Source organism: Candidatus Binatia bacterium (genome assembly GCA_029243485.1).
Taxonomy (GTDB): Bacteria; Desulfobacterota; Binatia; order UBA12015; family UBA12015; genus VGTG01.
Genome location: JAQWRY010000085.1, coordinates 23021 through 40780 on the forward strand (window position 1 = coordinate 23021; position 17760 = coordinate 40780).

Annotated in this window: 17 protein-coding genes; 6 read left to right on the forward strand and 11 right to left on the reverse strand. The window is 67.4% G+C overall.

Annotated features, from left to right (window positions below; translation table 11 throughout):
• Nucleotides 1-22: 22 nt before the first annotated feature.
• The 3 genes from P8R42_24285 to P8R42_24295 are packed head-to-tail and all read right to left on the reverse strand — an operon-like array spanning nt 23 to nt 2671.
• The gene (locus P8R42_24285; protein ID MDG2307711.1) at nt 23-1234 is read right to left on the reverse strand and encodes an MFS transporter; all 1212 of its coding nucleotides are present in this window, start codon (nt 1232-1234) and stop codon (nt 23-25) included.
• Nucleotides 1231-2301: an SMP-30/gluconolactonase/LRE family protein gene (locus P8R42_24290; protein ID MDG2307712.1), complete on the reverse strand. Its 1071-nt coding sequence runs from the start codon at nt 2299-2301 to the stop codon at nt 1231-1233. The genes P8R42_24285 and P8R42_24290 overlap by 4 nt, the downstream gene beginning before the upstream one ends.
• A 10-nt stretch (nt 2302-2311) precedes the next feature.
• The gene (locus tag P8R42_24295; GenBank protein ID MDG2307713.1) at nt 2312-2671 is read right to left on the reverse strand and encodes a hypothetical protein; all 360 of its coding nucleotides are present in this window, start codon (nt 2669-2671) and stop codon (nt 2312-2314) included.
• Nucleotides 2672-2693: 22 nt separating this feature from the next.
• Between P8R42_24295 and P8R42_24300 the strand changes: the two genes are divergently transcribed.
• Genes P8R42_24300 through P8R42_24315 form a run of 4 tightly spaced genes read left to right on the forward strand, consistent with a single transcriptional unit; the run spans nt 2694 to nt 5687 of the window.
• Nucleotides 2694-3320: an alpha/beta fold hydrolase gene (locus P8R42_24300; protein MDG2307714.1), complete on the forward strand. Its 627-nt coding sequence runs from the start codon at nt 2694-2696 to the stop codon at nt 3318-3320.
• 21 nt (nt 3321-3341) lie between these two features.
• Nucleotides 3342-3947 (forward strand): 5-oxoprolinase subunit PxpB, encoded by a 606-nt coding sequence (pxpB, locus tag P8R42_24305; GenBank protein MDG2307715.1) that lies wholly within the window; start codon nt 3342-3344, stop codon nt 3945-3947.
• A complete protein-coding gene (locus tag P8R42_24310) occupies nt 3944-4906 on the forward strand; it encodes a biotin-dependent carboxyltransferase family protein (protein MDG2307716.1) in 963 nt (320 codons plus the stop codon). Before pxpB ends, P8R42_24310 begins: the two co-directional genes overlap by 4 nt.
• Nucleotides 4899-5687, forward strand: a complete 789-nt coding sequence (locus tag P8R42_24315; GenBank protein MDG2307717.1) for a LamB/YcsF family protein — start codon at nt 4899-4901, stop codon at nt 5685-5687. The genes P8R42_24310 and P8R42_24315 overlap by 8 nt, the downstream gene beginning before the upstream one ends.
• On the opposite strand, the gene P8R42_24320 is transcribed toward P8R42_24315, so the two are convergent.
• The 8 genes from P8R42_24320 to P8R42_24355 form a co-directional block, all read right to left on the reverse strand.
• A complete protein-coding gene (locus tag P8R42_24320; protein MDG2307718.1) occupies nt 5653-6036 on the reverse strand; it encodes a phage holin family protein in 384 nt (127 codons plus the stop codon). The two genes, P8R42_24315 and P8R42_24320, sit on opposite strands and share 35 nt — an antisense overlap.
• A gap of 82 nt (nt 6037-6118) precedes the next feature.
• The gene (locus tag P8R42_24325) at nt 6119-7459 is read right to left on the reverse strand and encodes a thioredoxin domain-containing protein (GenBank protein MDG2307719.1); all 1341 of its coding nucleotides are present in this window, start codon (nt 7457-7459) and stop codon (nt 6119-6121) included.
• Complete coding sequence (locus P8R42_24330; GenBank protein ID MDG2307720.1) at nt 7459-7971, reverse strand: hypothetical protein; 513 nt, start codon at nt 7969-7971, stop codon at nt 7459-7461. The genes P8R42_24325 and P8R42_24330 overlap by 1 nt, the downstream gene beginning before the upstream one ends.
• On the reverse strand, nt 7968-8855 hold the full coding sequence (locus P8R42_24335) for an SGNH/GDSL hydrolase family protein (protein MDG2307721.1): 888 nt from the start codon (nt 8853-8855) through the stop codon (nt 7968-7970). The genes P8R42_24330 and P8R42_24335 overlap by 4 nt, the downstream gene beginning before the upstream one ends.
• A gap of 102 nt (nt 8856-8957) precedes the next feature.
• Entirely contained in the window at nt 8958-10232 is a 1275-nt protein-coding gene (gene eno / locus P8R42_24340; GenBank protein ID MDG2307722.1) for a phosphopyruvate hydratase, read from the reverse strand.
• 78 nt (nt 10233-10310) lie between these two features.
• Entirely contained in the window at nt 10311-12602 is a 2292-nt protein-coding gene (locus tag P8R42_24345; GenBank protein MDG2307723.1) for a heavy metal translocating P-type ATPase, read from the reverse strand.
• On the reverse strand, nt 12599-14956 hold the full coding sequence (locus P8R42_24350; protein MDG2307724.1) for a CoA transferase: 2358 nt from the start codon (nt 14954-14956) through the stop codon (nt 12599-12601). Before P8R42_24350 ends, P8R42_24345 begins: the two co-directional genes overlap by 4 nt.
• 3 nt (nt 14957-14959) lie before the next feature.
• The gene (locus P8R42_24355) at nt 14960-16120 is read right to left on the reverse strand and encodes an acyl-CoA dehydrogenase family protein (GenBank protein MDG2307725.1); all 1161 of its coding nucleotides are present in this window, start codon (nt 16118-16120) and stop codon (nt 14960-14962) included.
• An 87-nt stretch (nt 16121-16207) separates the two neighbouring features.
• On the opposite strand from P8R42_24355, the gene P8R42_24360 reads away from it, so the two are divergent.
• Together P8R42_24360 and P8R42_24365 are read left to right on the forward strand one after the other, a co-directional pair.
• Nucleotides 16208-17080 carry an SDR family oxidoreductase gene (locus P8R42_24360; protein MDG2307726.1) on the forward strand — a complete coding sequence of 291 codons (873 nt, stop codon included), beginning with the start codon at nt 16208-16210 and terminating at the stop codon, nt 17078-17080.
• A 3-nt stretch (nt 17081-17083) separates the two neighbouring features.
• Nucleotides 17084-17722: a site-2 protease family protein gene (locus P8R42_24365; protein MDG2307727.1), complete on the forward strand. Its 639-nt coding sequence runs from the start codon at nt 17084-17086 to the stop codon at nt 17720-17722.
• The last annotated feature ends 38 nt before the right edge of the window (nt 17723-17760 follow it).

Consider the following 17760-nt stretch of genomic DNA (forward strand, 5'->3'; position numbering starts at 1 on the left):
GCGGGTGATGCAATGTCCGAACTCAGTCCGGACGGCGCGCCAGGACGTGAACGGGCACGAGTGTGAGAAGCAGCAATCCGCTGTATGTTTGCCAGACCGGGACGTAGCTCCCATACGAATCGAAGATGCCGGCTGCGAAGAAGTTCGCGATGATCGTCGCGCCCATGCAGATCGAGATCGCGACCCCCATCAGTCGACCGAAGCCCAGATTGCCGAACATCTCTGCCAGTAAGAGGGCGAGTAGCGCGACCGCGCCCGCGTTGACGATGCCGTACCCCGCCGCCCAGACCGTGTAGGCGGCGACACCCACCGGGAACCACAGGAGGAAGGTGCTCGCGAGGAGCCCGAGGACCACGACGCGCAGCGTTGCCCGAGCCGTGATCCGCTCGGTCGTCCATCCGATCAGAATCGACCCCGCAGCGCCGACCATCGTGCTGAGGCCGTAGATCCAGGCAGCGGTGTCCGGGGTGCGCCCCAGGTCTCGCTGGTATGCGGGGAAGTGAATCCCGATCGTCGTCACGTAGCCGTAGATGACGACGTAGGACCCGAGGAGGAGCCAGAGTCGTGAGTCTCTCCAGGGGATGCCTTCGTCCCGACCCTGCACGGTCGCGTCGCGTTCGTCGTCGCCTTTGCCCTCGCCGGGCTTGAGTACCGTGAACACGAGGACCGCGAGCAAGACGTAGCCAAAGGCCAGGCCCGTCACGGCACCGCGCCAACCGACGTGGATCAGGAGGTAGGCTGACGCCACGTGAACGAGTCCGGTGATGAGATTGTCGCCGCCGTTCAAGATGCCGATCGCGAGTCCGCGCCTGCGTCGGAACTCCCGCAACACGAGCGCCGAGCCGGCCACGCTTCCGACCGCGGCCTGCCCGGGGCCGATGAAGATCCCGGATGCCCAGAATGTGAAGACGCTATCCATGTTGGCGATTGCCAGCGTGCCGATCGCCATCGAGACGGCACCGATCGACAAGACGGTCCGGGCGCCGATCCCATCCACCAGGCGCCCCGCGAACGGCACGACGAGCATCAGGATCAGCAATCGCGCGTTCATCGCGCCCGCGTAAGTGCTTCGCGTCCAGCCGAGTTCTTCGGTGATCGGCTTCAGAAGCGGAGACATGCCGTACGCGAGTGCGGAGTGTGCGCTCACGACGACGACACCGACACCGAGTGCGACCCACGCGCGCCAGGTCTCGCCGAGCGGGCCGTTCCCGTTCTGGGACTCACCTTCGCTCATCGGCCGGCTGGAGGCGTCCACACGCCGATACGGTCGTCGAACACCGCGCTGAGGTAGAGCTTGTCGTCCACCGCATGTGCGCTCGCCACCGCTCCCAGCCGGCTTCCATCATGGCCGAGGACTCGGTCGACGGAACCCGTCTGGGGATCGATCTCGAACACGTCCCAGCCCGACCGACACGACGCGCCTCGCAGGCACCCCACGAGTTCGAAGCTAGAACGGTGGGTCGCGACCAGTAGTCGGCCGTCGGCGGTCCACGTGAGATTATCCGGCCGGCCTTCCAGCGGAATCTCGGTGCGGTTCGTGCCATCGCGATCCACACGAACGACCCGTCCGGCGCCACTCTCGGCAAAGTAGAGATGCTTGCCGTCGGCCGAGATTTCCACGCCGTTGGGCATCCGAGCAGCCGTATTCGGGACGTGCTCCCACCCTTCACCCGCTCGCCAGAGAAGAACGTCACCGGTGTTCATTCCGATCTGGGACTGGAGCGACGCCGTCAGCAAGGCGCCGGGCGCCGACATGTTCGACACCACGACCTCGCCCTGCGGTCCGACCACCACGTCGTTTGCGCTCGTGCCAGCCGGCAGCTCGATGCAACCGAGCCAGCGGGCGGCGAGACTTCCGCCCTTCCCGCTCAAACCGAAGAGCTCGACGGATTCCCGGCCTCCGTGGTTCACGACGTAAAGGCCGCTCGGCGCGAGATAGATGCCGTGCGGTGCGAAGTCCGCCGGCGACGGTGGCGGGCACGAAGGATCTCCCGCGGCGGGGCCGCTGTCGACGCCAGGGGTGTAGGCCTGAGGCCACAGGTGCGTCGCCGTCGCGCCTGGCTCTGAGGGATTCCAGGACGCGAGGCTTCCGCCCGTTTCGTCCCGGCGCATTTGCGAGATGATCACCGCGTCGCGCTTCACCGCGACGGCCAGATCCTCCGGGTTCTCGAAGCCGCAGACCGTCCGGAGCGCATCCGCCGCATCGCAGGCGGCACGGGGTCGGTCCGCACAGGCAGCTCCGCCGGCGAGGAGGAAGACCAGGCCTCCGAGGGCCCAGTGCAGAAGGCGAGGATCTCGCATGACCGGCCCGCTACTTCCGGCTCGCCGATGCCCACTCGGAGCAAAGCCGTCCATCCACCGCGCCGTCTTCCCACTTCTCGTGCAGCTCGACCTGCACCGAACCCTCCGTGCGCCCGAGCCCCTCGCGTACGACCTCGGTAAGGCCTTCGACCACCTTGTGGAAGTGCTTCGCCGGCCGGCGGATCCAGCTCACCCGGATGATCGTCGGCATCGGCGATTCGGTTCCGTCGCGAAACAGGGTGGCTTCCTGGTGGAAGACGTAGACGTGCTCGCGTGGCGTTCGCAGCTCACGCTCGAGGAAGTCGGTCGCGAGCCGGCTGAAGGTCCGGGTCTCCTCGCGGTCGAGTCCGAGTACGTAGATGTTCGGCACCGGATTCCTATAGGGTGTGGCTATGTTCGCCGGCAAGACACTCATCCCAGTCTCTCACGGTGGCCTCGAGGCCATCTACAAACCGGGGAGCACCGATGGGGAGCGCGTAGCCCTCGTCCTGCACCCTCATCCGGTCTACGGCGGCACGATGCACAACCCGGTGGTGTTCCACTGCGCGAAGGCCCTCGAAGCCGCCGGATTCGAGACCCTGCGGATCAACTTCCGCGGCGTTGGAGAGAGCACCGGCCAGTGGGACGAAGGCCGCGGCGAGTTCGACGACGCCTCCGCGGCGCTCGACTTCCTGCTCGAATCGCAGACGAAAGCGCGGGATATTCTCGTGGTTGGATACTCTTTCGGCTCTGCCATCGGGCTGCGGCTGGGTGCTGAGGATGCCCGCGTGACCCGCCTGATCGCGGTCGCGACCCCCGTCGGCCTGCTCGACCTCGGGTTCCTCACCGATTGCTCGAAGCCCAAGCTCTTCGTCCACGGCTCCGACGACGAACTCGCGGCTCTTGGTCCGCTGCGCCAGCTCCTCGAAGAGTCCGTCGCTCCTCCAACCGATCTTCGAGTCATCGACGGCGCGAGCCACTTCTTCGAGACCGGTCGCGACGAGTTGAGCGACGCGGTTCGCACCTGGGCCGAAGCCTGAGACGGGACCTCGGGTTTCTTCATGCAGCGCGTGGGAGAGCATTCCTTTCTGTTGGATACCGGGTCGGCGGCGGGCGCCCGGAGTCTCGGCGGACGGATCGAAGCGGCGTCGCTTCCGGCGATCGATGAGATCGTCCTCGGCGCGCAGAGTGTCCTCGTCGTCTTTGCGGACCCCGTGGACGAGGCGTGTCGTGCGGAACTCGACGCGATCGGCGCCGTCACATCCGAGGACGAGACAACCCCGACCGGCCGTTTGCACGAGATCGCCGTCCGTTACGACGGGCCCGACCTGACCGACGTCGCGGCGGCCGCGGGGATGACCCCTGCCGAGCTCGTCGACCTTCACGCAGGGGCCGTCTACGACGTCGCCTTCCTGGGCTTCCAGCCGGGGTTCGCCTACCTCTCGGGCCTACCCGCGCGGCTCGCGACGGTACGCCGCGCCTCGCCGCGCGCACGGATTCCGGCGGGTAGCGTCGCGATCGGCGGCGAATGGACCGGCATCTATCCGGCCGAGTCACCGGGTGGCTGGAACCTACTGGGCACCGCGGGCTCGGCGCTCTTCGATCCTCGTGCGAACCCACCGGCTCTCCTCGGCCCCGGCGACCGGGTGCGCTTCGTGGCGCGATGAGGCTCCTCCGCATCAGGCAGCCCGGTCCGAGAACGACCGTCGAAGATCTCGGCCGTCGCGGGGTCGCGCGCTTCGGCGTGCCGCCCGGCGGCGCGTTCGACCGCATCGCTCTTCGGGCAGCGAATCGCCTCGTCGGAAACCCCGACCACCACGCCGGGCTCGAACTGACGCTGATGGGTCCCACGATCGAGAACGCGGGCGACGAGCCGATCGCCGCCGCCATCGTGGGTGCTCCTGTGGCGGGCACACTCGTCGATGGTGAGGACCGATCGGCCGTGCCACTCGATCGTGCCTTCGTCCTGCCGCCGGGCGCCCGACTGCGCCTCGCGGTACCGCTGCGCGCCGGCCGGGCGTGGGTCGCGTTGGCCGGCGGCGTGGCCGTGCCCGCGGTTCTGGGGAGCCGCGCCACGTACGTCCCGGCCTCGTTCGGCGGGGTCGAGGGACGGGCTCTGCGTGCCGGCGACGAGCTCGTACTTGGGAACGCGAGAGCGCCGGCCCGAAGCGGATCGTGGATCGATCCGGCGGGCGGGTCGGGCGAACCCGCGGTCCTCGGGCTGCTCCCCGGACCGCAGCGGGCGGACTTTCCCAACGGGGTTCTGGACGCCCTATGCTCCGCGAATTGGTACGTGGAGCCGACGTCGGATCGGACCGGCGTGCGCCTCGCACCAGCCGAGGGCGCGGCGACGCCGCTCAAGGACGTGCCGTCGGGCATCGCACCGGAGGGCACGACGCTCGGTGCGATCCAGGTACCCCCCAACGGGTGTCCGATCGTGCTCGGCCCGGATCGGCCGATCACCGGCGGTTACGCCAAGCCGGCGGTCGTCGTCCATGCGCACCTCGGTCGCGTCGCCCGCCTTCGACCCGGAGACGCGGTGCGATTCGAGCAGACTTCGCTCGCGACCGCGCTCGATCTAGGACGCGCCCGCGAGGAGTCCCTGCCCGAGGTGATTCGTGGCTGAACCACGCGCAACGGCGATCGACCTCAATGCGGACGTCGGCGAAGGCTTCGACGATGCGCCGCTGTACCCCTTTCTGTCCTCTGTCAACGTCGCCTGCGGCGGACACGCCGGTGACGAACATTCGATGGCGAGGACCGTTACGCAAGCGGCGGCGGCTGGGCTCGCGATCGGCGCCCATCCGAGCTTTGCGGATCGACCGGGGTTCGGCCGTCGCGTCACGACCACGGACGCCGAGGAGATCGCCGAACTCGTCGCCGAACAGACCCGCGCGCTGGCCGCGATTGCCGACGCGCAGGGAGCAGTCCTGGCGCACGTGAAGCCGCACGGCGCCCTCTACAATCTCTCGGCTTCGGATTCGACGATCGCCGACGCCATCGCGCGGGCCGTCCACGGACTCGGCCTCGGACTCGCCCTCGTGGGGCTCGCCGGCTCAGCTTCACTCACCGCAGCGCGTGCGCGAGGACTCGTCGCCGTAGCCGAGGGCTTCGTCGATCGCGGCTACCAGGTCGATGGCGCGCTCATCCCCCGGAGCGAGCCCGGCGCCTTGATCGAGGAGCCAGAGGCCGCGGCGGTCCGTGCCGTTGCGCTCGCGCGCGGCTCCGACATCGCAACCCCCACGGGCGCCACCCTTCGCCTCTCGCCCGACACACTCTGCCTACACGGCGACACGCCCGGAGCGGTTCCGATCGCCGCCGCGGTCTACGCCGGACTCCGTCGCGCGGGAATCCGCGTCGAGCCCACGGGGCTCAGTTTCGGTGGATATCCACCGAAATCGTCGTGATGCCGCCGCTGTCGCTCACGAACATGTTGAGCACGAGGCTTACGAGGCTCAGCACCAACGCCCCAAAGATCGCGGACCAGAAACCATCCACCTGAAACCCGTCGACCACGGCGCTGGTGAGCTTCAGCATCCCGGCGTTGATGACAAACAGGAAGAGTCCCAGCGTCACGACGGTCACCGGCAACGTTAGTAGAACGAGGATCGGCCGGACGACGGCGTTCAGAATTCCCAGCACCAGCGCCGCGATCAGCAGTGGGCCGGTGCTGCTGAACGAGATCCCGGAGACCAGCGCCGCCGCGACCCAAAGGCCCGCCGAACCGATCGCCCACCGAAGTAACAATCCCACCATGAACTTCCCCTCCTCCCGCGTCGCAGAGTCGGACCACGCGCGACGCCGTCGGGTCGAAGAGTGCCGCAGCCAGTCCGCAGATTCAATCCGAACGGGATTCCGCCTCGTCGAGAACGGCGAGGATCGTGCCCGCGGACTGCACGCCGGTGAGCGGCCTGCCCGCGACAACGAGCGCTGGAGCCGTCGAGAAGCCCAGGCGCGTCGCGACAGCCGTGTCGCGGTCGATCGCCGCGGCCGTGGCGGGATCCGAGACACAGGTCTTCAACGTCGGGACGTCGACCTGAGCCTCCTGGGCGAATCGGGCGAGCGCGCTCTCGTCGAACAGTGCGGCCCCGTACGCACGAGGCGGCGTGCGCGCGAGTGCGTGTCCCCGCCACGCCGCGAAGACGCCCGCAGCGTCGGCGCAGCGACCCAGTAGGGCCGCGCCCTGCGCGGTGGGATCGAAGCCGGGGACGAAGTCGCGCAGGACGATACGCACCTCCGGACGGACCTCCAAAACTCGGTCGAGTTCTGCGTGCACGAGTCGTGCGCCGGAATCGCGGTAGTTCACAAAAGCGACGATCTGCCGAGTCGGTGGCGCCTCCTCGGGGCCGAGTGCAGGCGCGGCGGCCTCGGGCACGGCGAACCGAGGCACGGCGGGCGCCTCGAGAAACACCTCGATGTTCGCATTCTTCCGCAGCGACGCGAGGAGATCCGCGCGGGCCTCGTGTCGAGCCCGCGACTCCAGGAGGGGTCGGACGCGCTCCGGGTCGGGCCGCTTCGCTCCTTCAACCGTGCGGCTCTCCACGTAGCGACGGATGTCGCCCTCCGATACCGCCACCAACGGGAGGAGACCTGTCACGGCGACTCCGCGCCGCGCCGCCTCGTCTGTGAGAAGCCGCTCTTCGATGATGCGTTCCAGAGAGCGTTCACGTTCGCGGTGAAGCTCGCCTCGCAGTCGGTACAGCGCGAGTGCGGCCGCGCGCTCGACGTCGGCAGCTGGGATCGGCTCGTCGCCGACCCAGCCCACGGTGAGGGCCGGCGGGAGTATCCTGTCGAGCTGGGCTGTCGCCGGAAGCTCCACGCGCGCGGCCGCCGCCTCGTGGAGCTCTCTGCGGGCCTCCACGAGCGCCACCTCTCGACGCTCCTTCTCAATCTGCCAGCGGACAGCTTCGTCGACGACGGAGGGATCGAGCCCGTCGCCCACCTGCGCGCGGCGCGCCGCGACTTCGGCCGCGGAGGGCGCCTGCAGGGACACCTCGGGCGGCGGGAGGCGTGCGTCGATCACGCGCCAGGTCGTTTCTTCGACGAGGCGGGCAAGCTGGCCGTGCAGCGCCTCGGTTCGCCCCGCAGAGGCCGCGTCGAGGTCGGACCGCGTGATGGCACGATCGTCCACATGTGCGACCGGGAGCGCGAGCAGACCCAGGAGCGCGACGAGCGCCATCACCCCGTCGGCACTTCCTCGATGGACCCGGGCTCTGCCCGCCGAAGGAACTCGCCCAGAGGCATTCCGAACATCTCTCGAGAGCGGGCGTCGGCTTCGATCGCGGCGCTACGGTGCCGCTGCGCCGCGTCGATGCTGGATTCGCCGTCGGGATCCGTCGCAAAGCGCTCCCGGCGCCGTCCCGCGTCGCGCAGGCTCGTGAGCGCCACCAGGAACTGCTCCTTCTCCTGCGCTTCCCATCGGTCTGCGCCGAGTTGCTCTGCGGGATCGCGCAACTCGCGCCACACCATCGCCCGCCAGCTGCGGTCTTCGGTTTCCGCAGGCATGGTCGGGAACCCGGGCCGAGGGTTCTCCACGCCGGCGTGTCGCGTTCCCGACGGGATTGCTTCTCTCCAATCCGTGCGGTCTCCCACGAAGCGGACGGGACTCTCCGTCACGGGAGCCCGTTCTGTCTCAGTCCAGGCGGCGGCCAACACGAGCGCGCCAACGATGATGACACCCGCGCGCTTCATTGAAGCTCGTCGTACTCCGAGAAGAAGCCTGCGTCCCAGATCCCTTCGGAGATCAGCGCCTGGCCGTCGGCTGACGGGTGATAGCAATCGATGTTCGAGACGTGCTCCTGCGTGAACGCAAAGGTGTACGTCACGTCGGTGAACGAGACGTAGAGGTGGGGGTAGCTATGAGCCCCGAGCAGCGTGAGGAAGTGCATGATCTGGTTGTAGACGACGTTTCTCTCTTGGACGTACTCCCGGTCGGCCTCGGAGTTCGCCGGGGAGAGCATCGAACCGCACGGGAAACCGAGAGCCGTAGTCTGCCAGAGCAGCGAACAATCGACGACACCGAGTGCCTTCTTGTCGGTGCCGATCTCGTAGAGCCGTTTGACGTCCGGGATTGCGGCAACCTGAACAGTCGCGCCCGGCTCGAGCTTCTCGAGGACCGCGATCAGACCCTCCGCGAAGGTGTACGCGAACGCCTCGTTGGTCGGGAGTTCGTCGATGGTGTCCTTACAGACGTCATTTCCGCCGACGAGAATCGTGACGTACGTCTCGTCGCCGCTCATTCCCGAGGCCTGCGTCACCATGTGCCCCACGCGGTTCCCGTTCTGAGCCGCGATCTGGTTGCGGACGCCCGCGGAGCCGAAGTTCGCGACGACTCGTTGGTGATGGGATTGGACGTTGGGAAAGCCGAGCAACGCGGATAGGAAGCCGTGGGTCCCGTTGACCCAGCTGAGGTGCAGATTGTCGGCCGGGAGATCTGCGTCGAACGCGCGGGTAATCGAGTCGCCGATCGAGTAGATCCGGGTCGGCGCCTGCTGTGTCGGTCCCAACGCGTGCGCGGGCACGACAGGGGCCAGGACCAGCGCGACTGCTGTGAAGAACGCAAGTAGCCTCGTCATGGATCCACATGGTGAGGCAGCCCTCCGAACCGCGCAAGCGGTCCCCGGTCGGGCTTTACTGCCGTGCACACCCGCATGGCGGGTGCCGAATGCTGCCGTTTTCTAAACTCGGCCGGCGTACTTGGCCTTCGGGCCGAGCTCCTGCTCGATGCGGAGCAGCTGATTGTACTTCGCGACACGCTCGGAGCGCGCAGGCGCGCCGGTCTTGATGCGGCCGGCGGCTGTAGCAACGGCGAGGTCGGCGATGAACACGTCCTCGGTCTCGCCGGAGCGATGCGAGATCATCTGGCCGTAGTTCGCCTTCTTCGCAACGCCGATCGTGTCGAGTGTCTCGGAGACCGAACCGACCTGATTCAGCTTGATCAGAATCGCGTTCGCGACGTTCGACTCGACGCCCTTCTCCAGGCGGGCCTTCTGCGTGACGAAGAGGTCGTCGCCGACGAGAAGGACCTTGTCGCCGATTGCCTTCGTGAGCTTCGCCCAGCCGTCCCAGTCGTCTTCGCCGAGGCCGTCTTCGATCGAGACAATCGGGTACTTGGCGCTCCACGCTTCCCAGAGCGCAATCATCTCGTCGTTCGTGAGGACGTCACCGGTCGTGCGCGAGAGGGAGTACTTGCCGTCCTGCAAAATCTCGGTCGTCGCAGGGTCCAGCGCGAGGACGACGTCCTCACCAGGACGGTATCCGGCCTTCTCGATGGCCTCGATCAGCAGCTCCGGCGCTTGCTCGTTGCGATCGAGCGCGGGAGCGAAGCCACCCTCGTCTCCCACACCGACGGACAGGCCACGGTCGTGCAAGATGTCCTTAAGAACGTGGTAACACTCGCTGCCCGCGCGAACGGCGTCCGAGAACGTCGGGAGACCGACCGGCGCCAACATGAACTCCTGGAAGTCGACGCCGCCAACGGCATGGACGCCGCCGTTCAGCACGTTCATGAAGGGCACGGGAAGCATGCATTCGTCGTCGTCGCCGAGCCAACGGTACAGAGAGACGCCTTCGGCGGCCGCACCGGCTCGCGAAGCCGCCATCGAAACGCCGAGGATGGCGTTCGCGCCGAGGTTTTTCTTGAGGGGGGTACCGTCGGCGTCGAGCATCGCCTGGTCGACAGCCTTCTGATCACGCGCGTCGAGCCCGACGACAGCCTTGGCGAGCGCGCCGTTGGCGTTTGCGACGGCCTTGGTCACCCCGGTGCCGCGATAGCGACCCTTGTCACCGTCCCGCAGTTCCAGCGCTTCGTGCGCGCCGGTGGACGCACCACTCGGGACTGCGGCGCGGCCGAGGGCGCCGCCCTCGAGCCGAACGTCGGCTTCGAGTGTCGGGTTGCCACGTGAATCGAGGACTTCACGGGCTGTGATTTCAATGATCGTTGTGGCCGACATGATTGTGCTCCTGGACGCGGTTCAAGGGATTCGAGCAGGGTAACCTCGCGGCGCCACCGCTCGCAATGCAGAGTCTCGCTAACCCAGCTTCGCCCTGCGCAGCCGCAAGGCGTTCCCGATGACGGACACCGAACTGAGACTCATCGCCGCACTCGCAACCATCGGATTCAGCAAGAGACCGAGGAACGGATACAGCACTCCGGCCGCGACGGGCACGCCGAGTGAGTTGTACAGAAACGCGAAGAGCAGGTTCTGCCGAATGTTCCCCATCGTCGCCTCGCTGAGTCGCCGGGCGCGAACAATGCCGAGCAGATCCCCCTTCACCAGGGTCACGCCGGAGCTTTGGATGGCGACGTCGGTCCCCGTGCCCATCGCGATGCCGACGTGGGCGCGTGCGAGCGCCGGCGCGTCATTCACCCCGTCGCCGGCCATCGCCACGATGTGGCCCTGTTCCTGGAAGCGTGCAACGACATCCGCCTTCCCGTCGGGGAGAACGTCGGCCTCGACCTGATCGAGGCCGAGCTCGCGCGCTACCGCCTGCGCGGTGGTACTGTTGTCGCCGGTCAGCATGACGACACGAAGCCCGGCCGCGTGAAGCTCCTCGATCGCCTGAGCGGTCGTCGGCTTCAACGGGTCGGCAACGCCGATGAGCCCCTCGAAGCGTCCGCCTCTGGCGACGAACATCACAGTCTGACCGCTGGCCCGCGCCTCGTCGGCCGCAGCCGAGGGCGCGTCGACCCCGATCTCCGCCATCATCGCCTCGTTGCCCAGGGCCACGTCTTCCCCGTCGATCCGGCCGCGAACACCCTTGCCCGTAATCGCGCGGAAGTCGTCCACCGCGCTCAGCGCGACGCCGCGCTCGTTCGCGCCGCCCACGATTGCGGCGGCGAGCGGATGCTCGCTTCCGCGCTCGAGGCTGGCGGCGCGAGAGAGAAGCTCCGCCTCGTCGACGCCGTCTGCGGGCGTCACGGCGACAAGTCGGGGCTTTCCCTCGGTGAGCGTCCCCGTCTTGTCGACGATGAGCGTGTCGACCTTCTCGAGCGTTTCGAGAGCCTCGGCGTTCTTGACCAGGACACCGGCCGTCGCGCCGCGACCGACCCCTACCATGACGGACATGGGCGTCGCCAAGCCGAGCGCGCACGGGCAGGCGATGATGAGGACCGCTATCGCATTCACGAGTGCATGAGCGAACTTCGGTTCGGGACCGACCGAGAACCACACCGCGAACGTCGCTATCGAGATCAGCAAGACGGTGGGAACGAAGTAGCCGGAGACGATATCGGCGAGCCGGTCGATCGGCGCACGCGAGCGCTGCGCCTGCCCCACCATCTGAACGATCTGTGCGAGCAGCGTGTCGCGCCCAACCCGCTCGGCGCGCATGATGAAGCTACCAGTACCGTTGACCGTCGCGCCCACGACCCGGGCGCCCGACGTCTTCTCGACCGGGATCGGCTCGCCGCTCACCATCGATTCGTCGATCGAGCTGCTTCCCTCGAGCACCGTGCCGTCCACCGGCACCTTCTCGCCCGGCCGCACGCGCAGCCGGTCTCCCGCGCCGACGTCCTCGATGGGGATATCCTCCTCGGTGCCGTCCTCGAGAACTCGCCGAGCGCTCTTCGCTGCCAGAGCGAGAAGAGAGCGCACTGCCGCCCCGGTCTGATGACGCGCGCGGAGCTCGATCACCTGACCGATGAGGACCAGCACGGTGATCATCCCAGCCGCTTCGAAGTACAGCGGCGGGCCTTCTCCGTGCGCGCCCGGGACCGCTGCGGGGAACACGGTGGCGAAGACGCTGTAGCCGTACGCAGCCCCCACACCCATGGAGATCAGCGTGAACATGTTCGCGCGACCCGCCTGCAGAGCCTGCCAGGCGCGCACGAAGAAGGGAGCCGCACCCCAGAGGACCACCGGCGTGGTGAGCGCGAATTGGCCCCACGCGAGCCACGTCCACGGCAATGCCTTCTGCACCGGCTCGCCCGGGAGCATCTCCGACATAGAGACGAAGAACACGATGGCCGCCGGGACCAGGCAGACCCGGAAGCGCCGGCGCATTTCCAGAAGCTCCGGACTCTCTTCGTCTTCCGTCGCAGCGGCTGCGGCATCCTTGGGCTCGAGCGCCATCCCGCACAGTGGACAGGTACCGGGGCCGATCTGCTCGATCTCCGGGTGCATCGGGCACGTGAAGACCGCGTCGGCCGGGACATCGCTGTCGGCGGTTCCCGAGAGAATCGCCGCAGGGTCCGCCGTGAACTTCGCGTGACACCGATCGCTGCAGAAGTAGTAGGTCCGCCCCTGATGGGTCGCCGACTTCGCGCGGCTCGGATCAGACACCGTCATCCCGCAAACGGGATCGAACTCGACCTCCATCATGCTCCCCCCCTCTCTCCGACGACGCCGTCCGCAACGAGCCGGCTCGTCTCCTCTTCCTCGATTCCGAGCTCCCGCAGGATCTCTCGGCTGTGTTGTCCCAGACCGGGGCCACCGGAAGGTTCCGGAAGGACCGCGTCGGAGAAGCGCACGAAGCGCCCGGCTTGGCGAACAGGGCCGAGCGCCGGGTCCTGCACCTCGACCACGCGCGCCGCGTCGACCAGGAGTGGATCCTCCAGAAGACTCCCGTCGAACGTGTCGCGAACGCGGGACGCGGCGATGTCGGCCGCAGCGAGCGTCGTGATCCAGTGCTCCACTGAGTGAGCTGCCCAATCGATGACTTCGCCCTCGCGCGGCAATGCGCGCAGACGATCTCGCGCCTCCTCGTCTCCGCAGCAGACGAACAACCACCCATCCTGCGCGGCGACGATCCGGTAACCGTCCCCCAGCGCTCGACGGTCGTGGTCCAATCTCCCGGCATCCGAGATTCCGTTGGCGGTGCGATAGACCTCGGACAAGGCGAACAAGCCCGCGGCGAGTTGCGCGCACTCCGCGTGCTGCCCCTCTCCCGTGCGGTCACGGTGATGCAGCGCCATGAGGACACCGGCGGTCGTGAGGAGCGCATTGAGGCAATCGAGCGGCGCTCCGGCGACCTGCTCGGGCGCCTGACCCTCGCCGCCCTGTGCGACCGACATCCCGCAGACCGCCTGGTAGATTTGATCGAAGCCCGGCAGGGCGGCCATCGGCCCCGATGTCCCGTACCCGGTGCTGTGGAAGTGAATCAGCGAGGGCCGCTTCGCGGACTGCGCGTCCCAGCCCAACCCAAGCCGCTCGGCGACGCCCGGTCGGAAGTTGTGCAGCAGCACGTCGGCACCCCCGACCAGCTTTGCGACGATGGGCCCCGCTGAGGGACTCTTGAGGTTCAGTGCGAGACCGCGCTTGCCACGGTGGAGGCCCGAGAAGGGGCGCGCGTTCGGCCGCATCGTGTCGCCGCCGGGCGGCTCGATCTTGATCACGTCCGCGCCGAGCTCGCCGAGGAGCATCGCCGCGTAGGGCCCGGCTGCGAACATGCCGAAGTCGAGCACCCGAAGGTCATCGAGCGGCGCGATCTCGGTCGTCGCATCCGTCGGTCCCGCCGGGCTCTCGGCGGAGACGGCGGCGGCCTCGGCATCACCGTGCTGCTCGCCCAACCGGGGCTGCTCGGCAGCGGCGACTTCTTCCGCGGTGAGCCAACCCGTGTGCCGCAGCGCGGCTTCGGGATTCCGCGGCATCCCGCGTTGTAACGCCGCCCCCGGCAGTCCACCGGGCGATCCGTCGAAGCGGATCGGTGGCGCAACGCTGGTGATCGGGCCGAGCAGTGGATCGCGTAGTTCGGTCGTCATCTCCAGCGCCGCGGTCTGCGGATGATCGAGCGCCTCTCCCGGGGCGAGGCACGCTGCGATCGGAACGTCGGCATCGGTGAAGCGTTGGACCCACTCGTCGCGAGAGCGCGTCGCGAGCACCTCCGCCAACGCGGCTCGGAATCGCTCCCCACCGGCGGGATCGCCCGTAAAGTGCCGGCCAGTGTCGGCATGCACGAAGTCGTCCGCACGCAGCCCCGTCGCCTCGAACAACCGATCCAGCGCACCGCGGGCGCCCAGGTGGATCTGGAGGTAGCCCCCGTCGCCGCACCGATAGATCGTGAGCGTCGGCACGCCACCGGAGACGGGAGGTACACTCACCTCCTCGCCGACGGGCTGGATCAGCGTCATGACGAGCTGCGCGAGAACACCGTCGACCAGGGACGTTTCGACCCGCTGTCCGCGCCCGGTGCGTTCGCGCTGGTGCAGGGCCGCGAGGATCCCGATCACCGCCAGCAGACCCGCGCCGAAGCTACCTGCCGGGTAGGTGCAGATCGCCGGACGGCCGTGGGGCGCGCCTTGGTAGGACGGGAGACCCAGCCGGGCCTGCACGAGAGCTTCGTAGCCGGGTACCTTCGCGTCGGCGCCAGCCGGGCCGAAACCGGAGATCGATGCGTAGATCAGCCGCGGGGCCATCGCCTCGATCGAATCGAACCCGAGGCCGGCGGCGTCGAGCACGCCGGGACGCAGGCTCTCGATCATCACGTCTGCCACCGGAAGGCGCTTGGCGATGGCCTCGCGAGCCGACGGCAGCGCGAGATCGATCTCCACGATCTCTTTCCCCCGGTGCCAGACCGGGTAGCCCGGAAGCTCGTCCCACAGCGGATCGCCGCCGGGAGGCTCGATCCGCAGCACCTCGGCGCCGTAGTCCGCGAGCAGCATGCCGGTCAGGGCACCCGCACGCCCCCGGGTGAAATCGAGCACACGAAGCCCGACGAGAGGACCGGTTCGAGTCATCGGTTAGAGGCCGATCATCTTCCCGAGGTACTGCAGCATTACTTCGTCGGCGCCTCCGCCGATGCTCGTCAGTCGCGAATCGACGAAGTTCCGACCGGCCGCGCTCTCGCGCATGTAGCCGAAGCCCCCGTGCAGCTGGATGCACTCATCGGCCACGACGCGGCTCGTGCGCCCGACCAGAAGCTTCGCCATCGAGATCTCCTTTGTCGCGTCTTCTCCGCGAACACGACGGCGCACACACGAGTGGATCATCTCCCGGTCCGAGGTAATGCGCGCCAACATCTCGACGAGCTTGAACTGAGTGACCTGCATCTTGGCGAGCGGCTTGCCGAAGACCACGCGCTGCTTGCACCAATCTCTCGTCACTTCCCAGATGTGCTCGGCACTCGCGTTGGCTTGCACGGCAGCCACGAGACGCTCGTCCTGAAACTGCATCATCTGTTGCTGAAAGCCGCGACCGACGTCCCCGATCGTATTGCTTACTGGGACGCGTACGTCGTCAAAGAAGAGCAGCCCGGTGTCGGAGCCCCGATTTCCGATCTTGTCGAGGAGCTCGTAGCTGAAGCCCGCGCTGTCAGTCGGGACGACAATCTGGGAGAAGCCGCCGTAGCCGGCCTCCGGATCGGTGACCGCAAGCAGGCAGAGGAAGTCCGCGGTCGCGGCGTTGGTGATGTAGAGCTTGCTGCCGTTGATTACCCAATCGTCGCCGTCCCGGATCGCGCGGGTCTTGATTCCGGCGACATCCGACCCGGCGTCAGGCTCGGTCACCGCGATAGCGCCCACCATCTCGCCGCGAATTGCGGGGACCAGCACGCTCTCGCGAAGCTCGTCCGTTCCGAACTGGTGGAGCGATGGCGTCGCCATGTCCGTCTGGACACTGATTCCGAGCGAGACCCCTGCATTGTCCGAGAAACCCAGCTCCTCGAACAGAATCGCACTGAACGACCAATCAAGGCCACCCCCGCCCCAGCGTGGATCGTAGCGGATCCCGAGGAGCCCGAGCTCGCCCATGCGGCGGTAAAGCGCCTTGTCGATCCGCCCGGCCTCGTCGAACTCACGCGCGCGCGGAGCGAGCTCCTCTTGAACGAAGCGTCGAACGAGGTCTCGAAAGGATTGGTGCTCGGGAGTCGCGTAGACCTCGCCACTCGTCTGAATGGTCGCCATTTCGTGCGTATAGCCCGAAGGCGGAGGTGCCGCGAGAGAAGCTCGAGTAGCTTGCGTCCGCTCCGGCCAATGCCATCATCCTTGGCAATGGATCTCAAAGGAAGGACCTGCATCATCACGGGAGCGACCTCGGGCATAGGCGAGGCTACCGCGACCGAGCTCGCGGGCCTCGGCGCGACCCTGGGCCTGCTCTGCCGCGATGAGAAAAAGGGCCGTCGCACCCTCGAGGCCCTCCGGGCAAAGACGGGCAACGACGCGCTGCACCTATTTCGTGCCGACCTGGCGTCCCAGGCCGACATCCGCAACGTCGCCGGCGAGATCCTTTCGACGTTCGACGAGATTCACCTGCTGGTGAACAACGCCGGCGTGGTGAACGTCTCCTACACCGAGACCGTCGACGGGATCGAAAATACATTTGCCGTCAATCACCTCGCGTACTTTCTGCTCACGAACCTGCTTCTCGAGCGGGTTCGCGCGAGCGCGCCGGCCCGAATCGTGAACGTGGCGTCGGACGCGCACAAGTTCGTCGGCGGATTGAACTTCGACGACCTCCAGCACCGGGAGAAGTACGCATCGATGCGGGCCTACGGACGCTCCAAGCTCGCGAACATCCTGTTCACCAAAGAGCTGGCAAAGCGCCTCGAGGGCTCCGGCGTCACCGTGAACGCGGTGCACCCGGGGGCCGTGGCCACGGGCCTGGGAGGCAACAACGGTGCCTGGGCAAAGGCGATCATGAAAGTGGTCGGGCTGTTCTTCAACAGTCCTGCGAAGGGCGCAGCCACATCGTTGTTCGCAGCGACGTCTCCGGACCTCGAAGGTGTGAGCGGCCGCTACTACGCAAAATGCAAAGAAGTGGCTCCGACTGCCGGCGCGCGCGACGACGACGCGGCGGCGCGCCTCTGGACGATCAGTGAAGAGATGACGGGCCTCGCCACGTCGTCCGCATCGGTTGGGCAGTAGGCGATGTCGCCGGATCTCCAACTCGTCGTCGTCAAGGTCGTCGCCTTGCTCTTTGCCGTCTCGTTCCACGAATCGGCCCACGGCTATGTCGCGTGGAAGTGCGGCGACCCGACCGCGAAGGACCTCGGCCGGATCAGCCTCAACCCGCTGAAGCACATCGACCCCATCGGAAGTGTGGTCCTACCCGCCATCCTGGCGTTCTCGGGCGGGCCAGTGTTCGGCTGGGCGAAGCCGGTTCCGGTCGCGATCAACCGAACACGGGAACCTCGCAGAGCGAACCTCCTGATCTCGGCCGCTGGGCCGGCGTCAAACCTCCTCCTCGCCGCGGCCTTCGCCGCAGTCGTGTTCGCACTTCGTCCGGCCGGCGCCCCGGGAGTCGTCCCCGAGGGGATCCTGTTCGAGTTCGCGTTCTTCTCGGTCGTGGTGAACGTCGTGCTCGCCGTGTTCAACCTCATCCCGATCCCGCCCCTCGACGGGTTCGGAGTGCTGGAGAGTCTCCTTCCGCCTTCCATGGCCGGGTCGGTCCAGTGGATGCGGAAGTACGGGATGATCTTCCTGGTCATCATGATCTTCAGCGGAGGGCTCAGCTCCGTACTCGGCCCGCCCCTGAACCTCGTCTATCGTTGGATGCTTGGTCTCTAGACTGATACGGTCCCGCCGCCGTGGGGAGGGTGGCGGAG

What these genes read in the sequence shown, in the direction of transcription:
- P8R42_24285 (MDG2307711.1), bottom strand. Translation starts at nt 1,234, where the DNA reads ATGAGCGAAGGTGAGTCCCAGAACGGGAACGGCCCGCTCGGCGAGACC.
- P8R42_24290 (MDG2307712.1), bottom strand. Translation starts at nt 2,301, where the DNA reads ATGCGAGATCCTCGCCTTCTGCACTGGGCCCTCGGAGGCCTGGTCTTC.
- P8R42_24300 (MDG2307714.1), top strand. Translation starts at nt 2,694, where the DNA reads ATGTTCGCCGGCAAGACACTCATCCCAGTCTCTCACGGTGGCCTCGAG.
- pxpB (MDG2307715.1), top strand. Translation starts at nt 3,342, where the DNA reads ATGCAGCGCGTGGGAGAGCATTCCTTTCTGTTGGATACCGGGTCGGCG.
- P8R42_24310 (MDG2307716.1), top strand. Translation starts at nt 3,944, where the DNA reads ATGAGGCTCCTCCGCATCAGGCAGCCCGGTCCGAGAACGACCGTCGAA.
- P8R42_24320 (MDG2307718.1), bottom strand. Translation starts at nt 6,036, where the DNA reads ATGGTGGGATTGTTACTTCGGTGGGCGATCGGTTCGGCGGGCCTTTGG.
- P8R42_24325 (MDG2307719.1), bottom strand. Translation starts at nt 7,459, where the DNA reads ATGGCGCTCGTCGCGCTCCTGGGTCTGCTCGCGCTCCCGGTCGCACAT.
- P8R42_24330 (MDG2307720.1), bottom strand. Translation starts at nt 7,971, where the DNA reads ATGAAGCGCGCGGGTGTCATCATCGTTGGCGCGCTCGTGTTGGCCGCC.
- P8R42_24335 (MDG2307721.1), bottom strand. Translation starts at nt 8,855, where the DNA reads ATGACGAGGCTACTTGCGTTCTTCACAGCAGTCGCGCTGGTCCTGGCC.
- eno (MDG2307722.1), bottom strand. Translation starts at nt 10,232, where the DNA reads ATGTCGGCCACAACGATCATTGAAATCACAGCCCGTGAAGTCCTCGAT.
- P8R42_24345 (MDG2307723.1), bottom strand. Translation starts at nt 12,602, where the DNA reads ATGATGGAGGTCGAGTTCGATCCCGTTTGCGGGATGACGGTGTCTGAT.
- P8R42_24350 (MDG2307724.1), bottom strand. Translation starts at nt 14,956, where the DNA reads ATGACTCGAACCGGTCCTCTCGTCGGGCTTCGTGTGCTCGATTTCACC.
- P8R42_24355 (MDG2307725.1), bottom strand. Translation starts at nt 16,120, where the DNA reads ATGGCGACCATTCAGACGAGTGGCGAGGTCTACGCGACTCCCGAGCAC.
- P8R42_24360 (MDG2307726.1), top strand. Translation starts at nt 16,208, where the DNA reads ATGGATCTCAAAGGAAGGACCTGCATCATCACGGGAGCGACCTCGGGC.
- P8R42_24365 (MDG2307727.1), top strand. Translation starts at nt 17,084, where the DNA reads ATGTCGCCGGATCTCCAACTCGTCGTCGTCAAGGTCGTCGCCTTGCTC.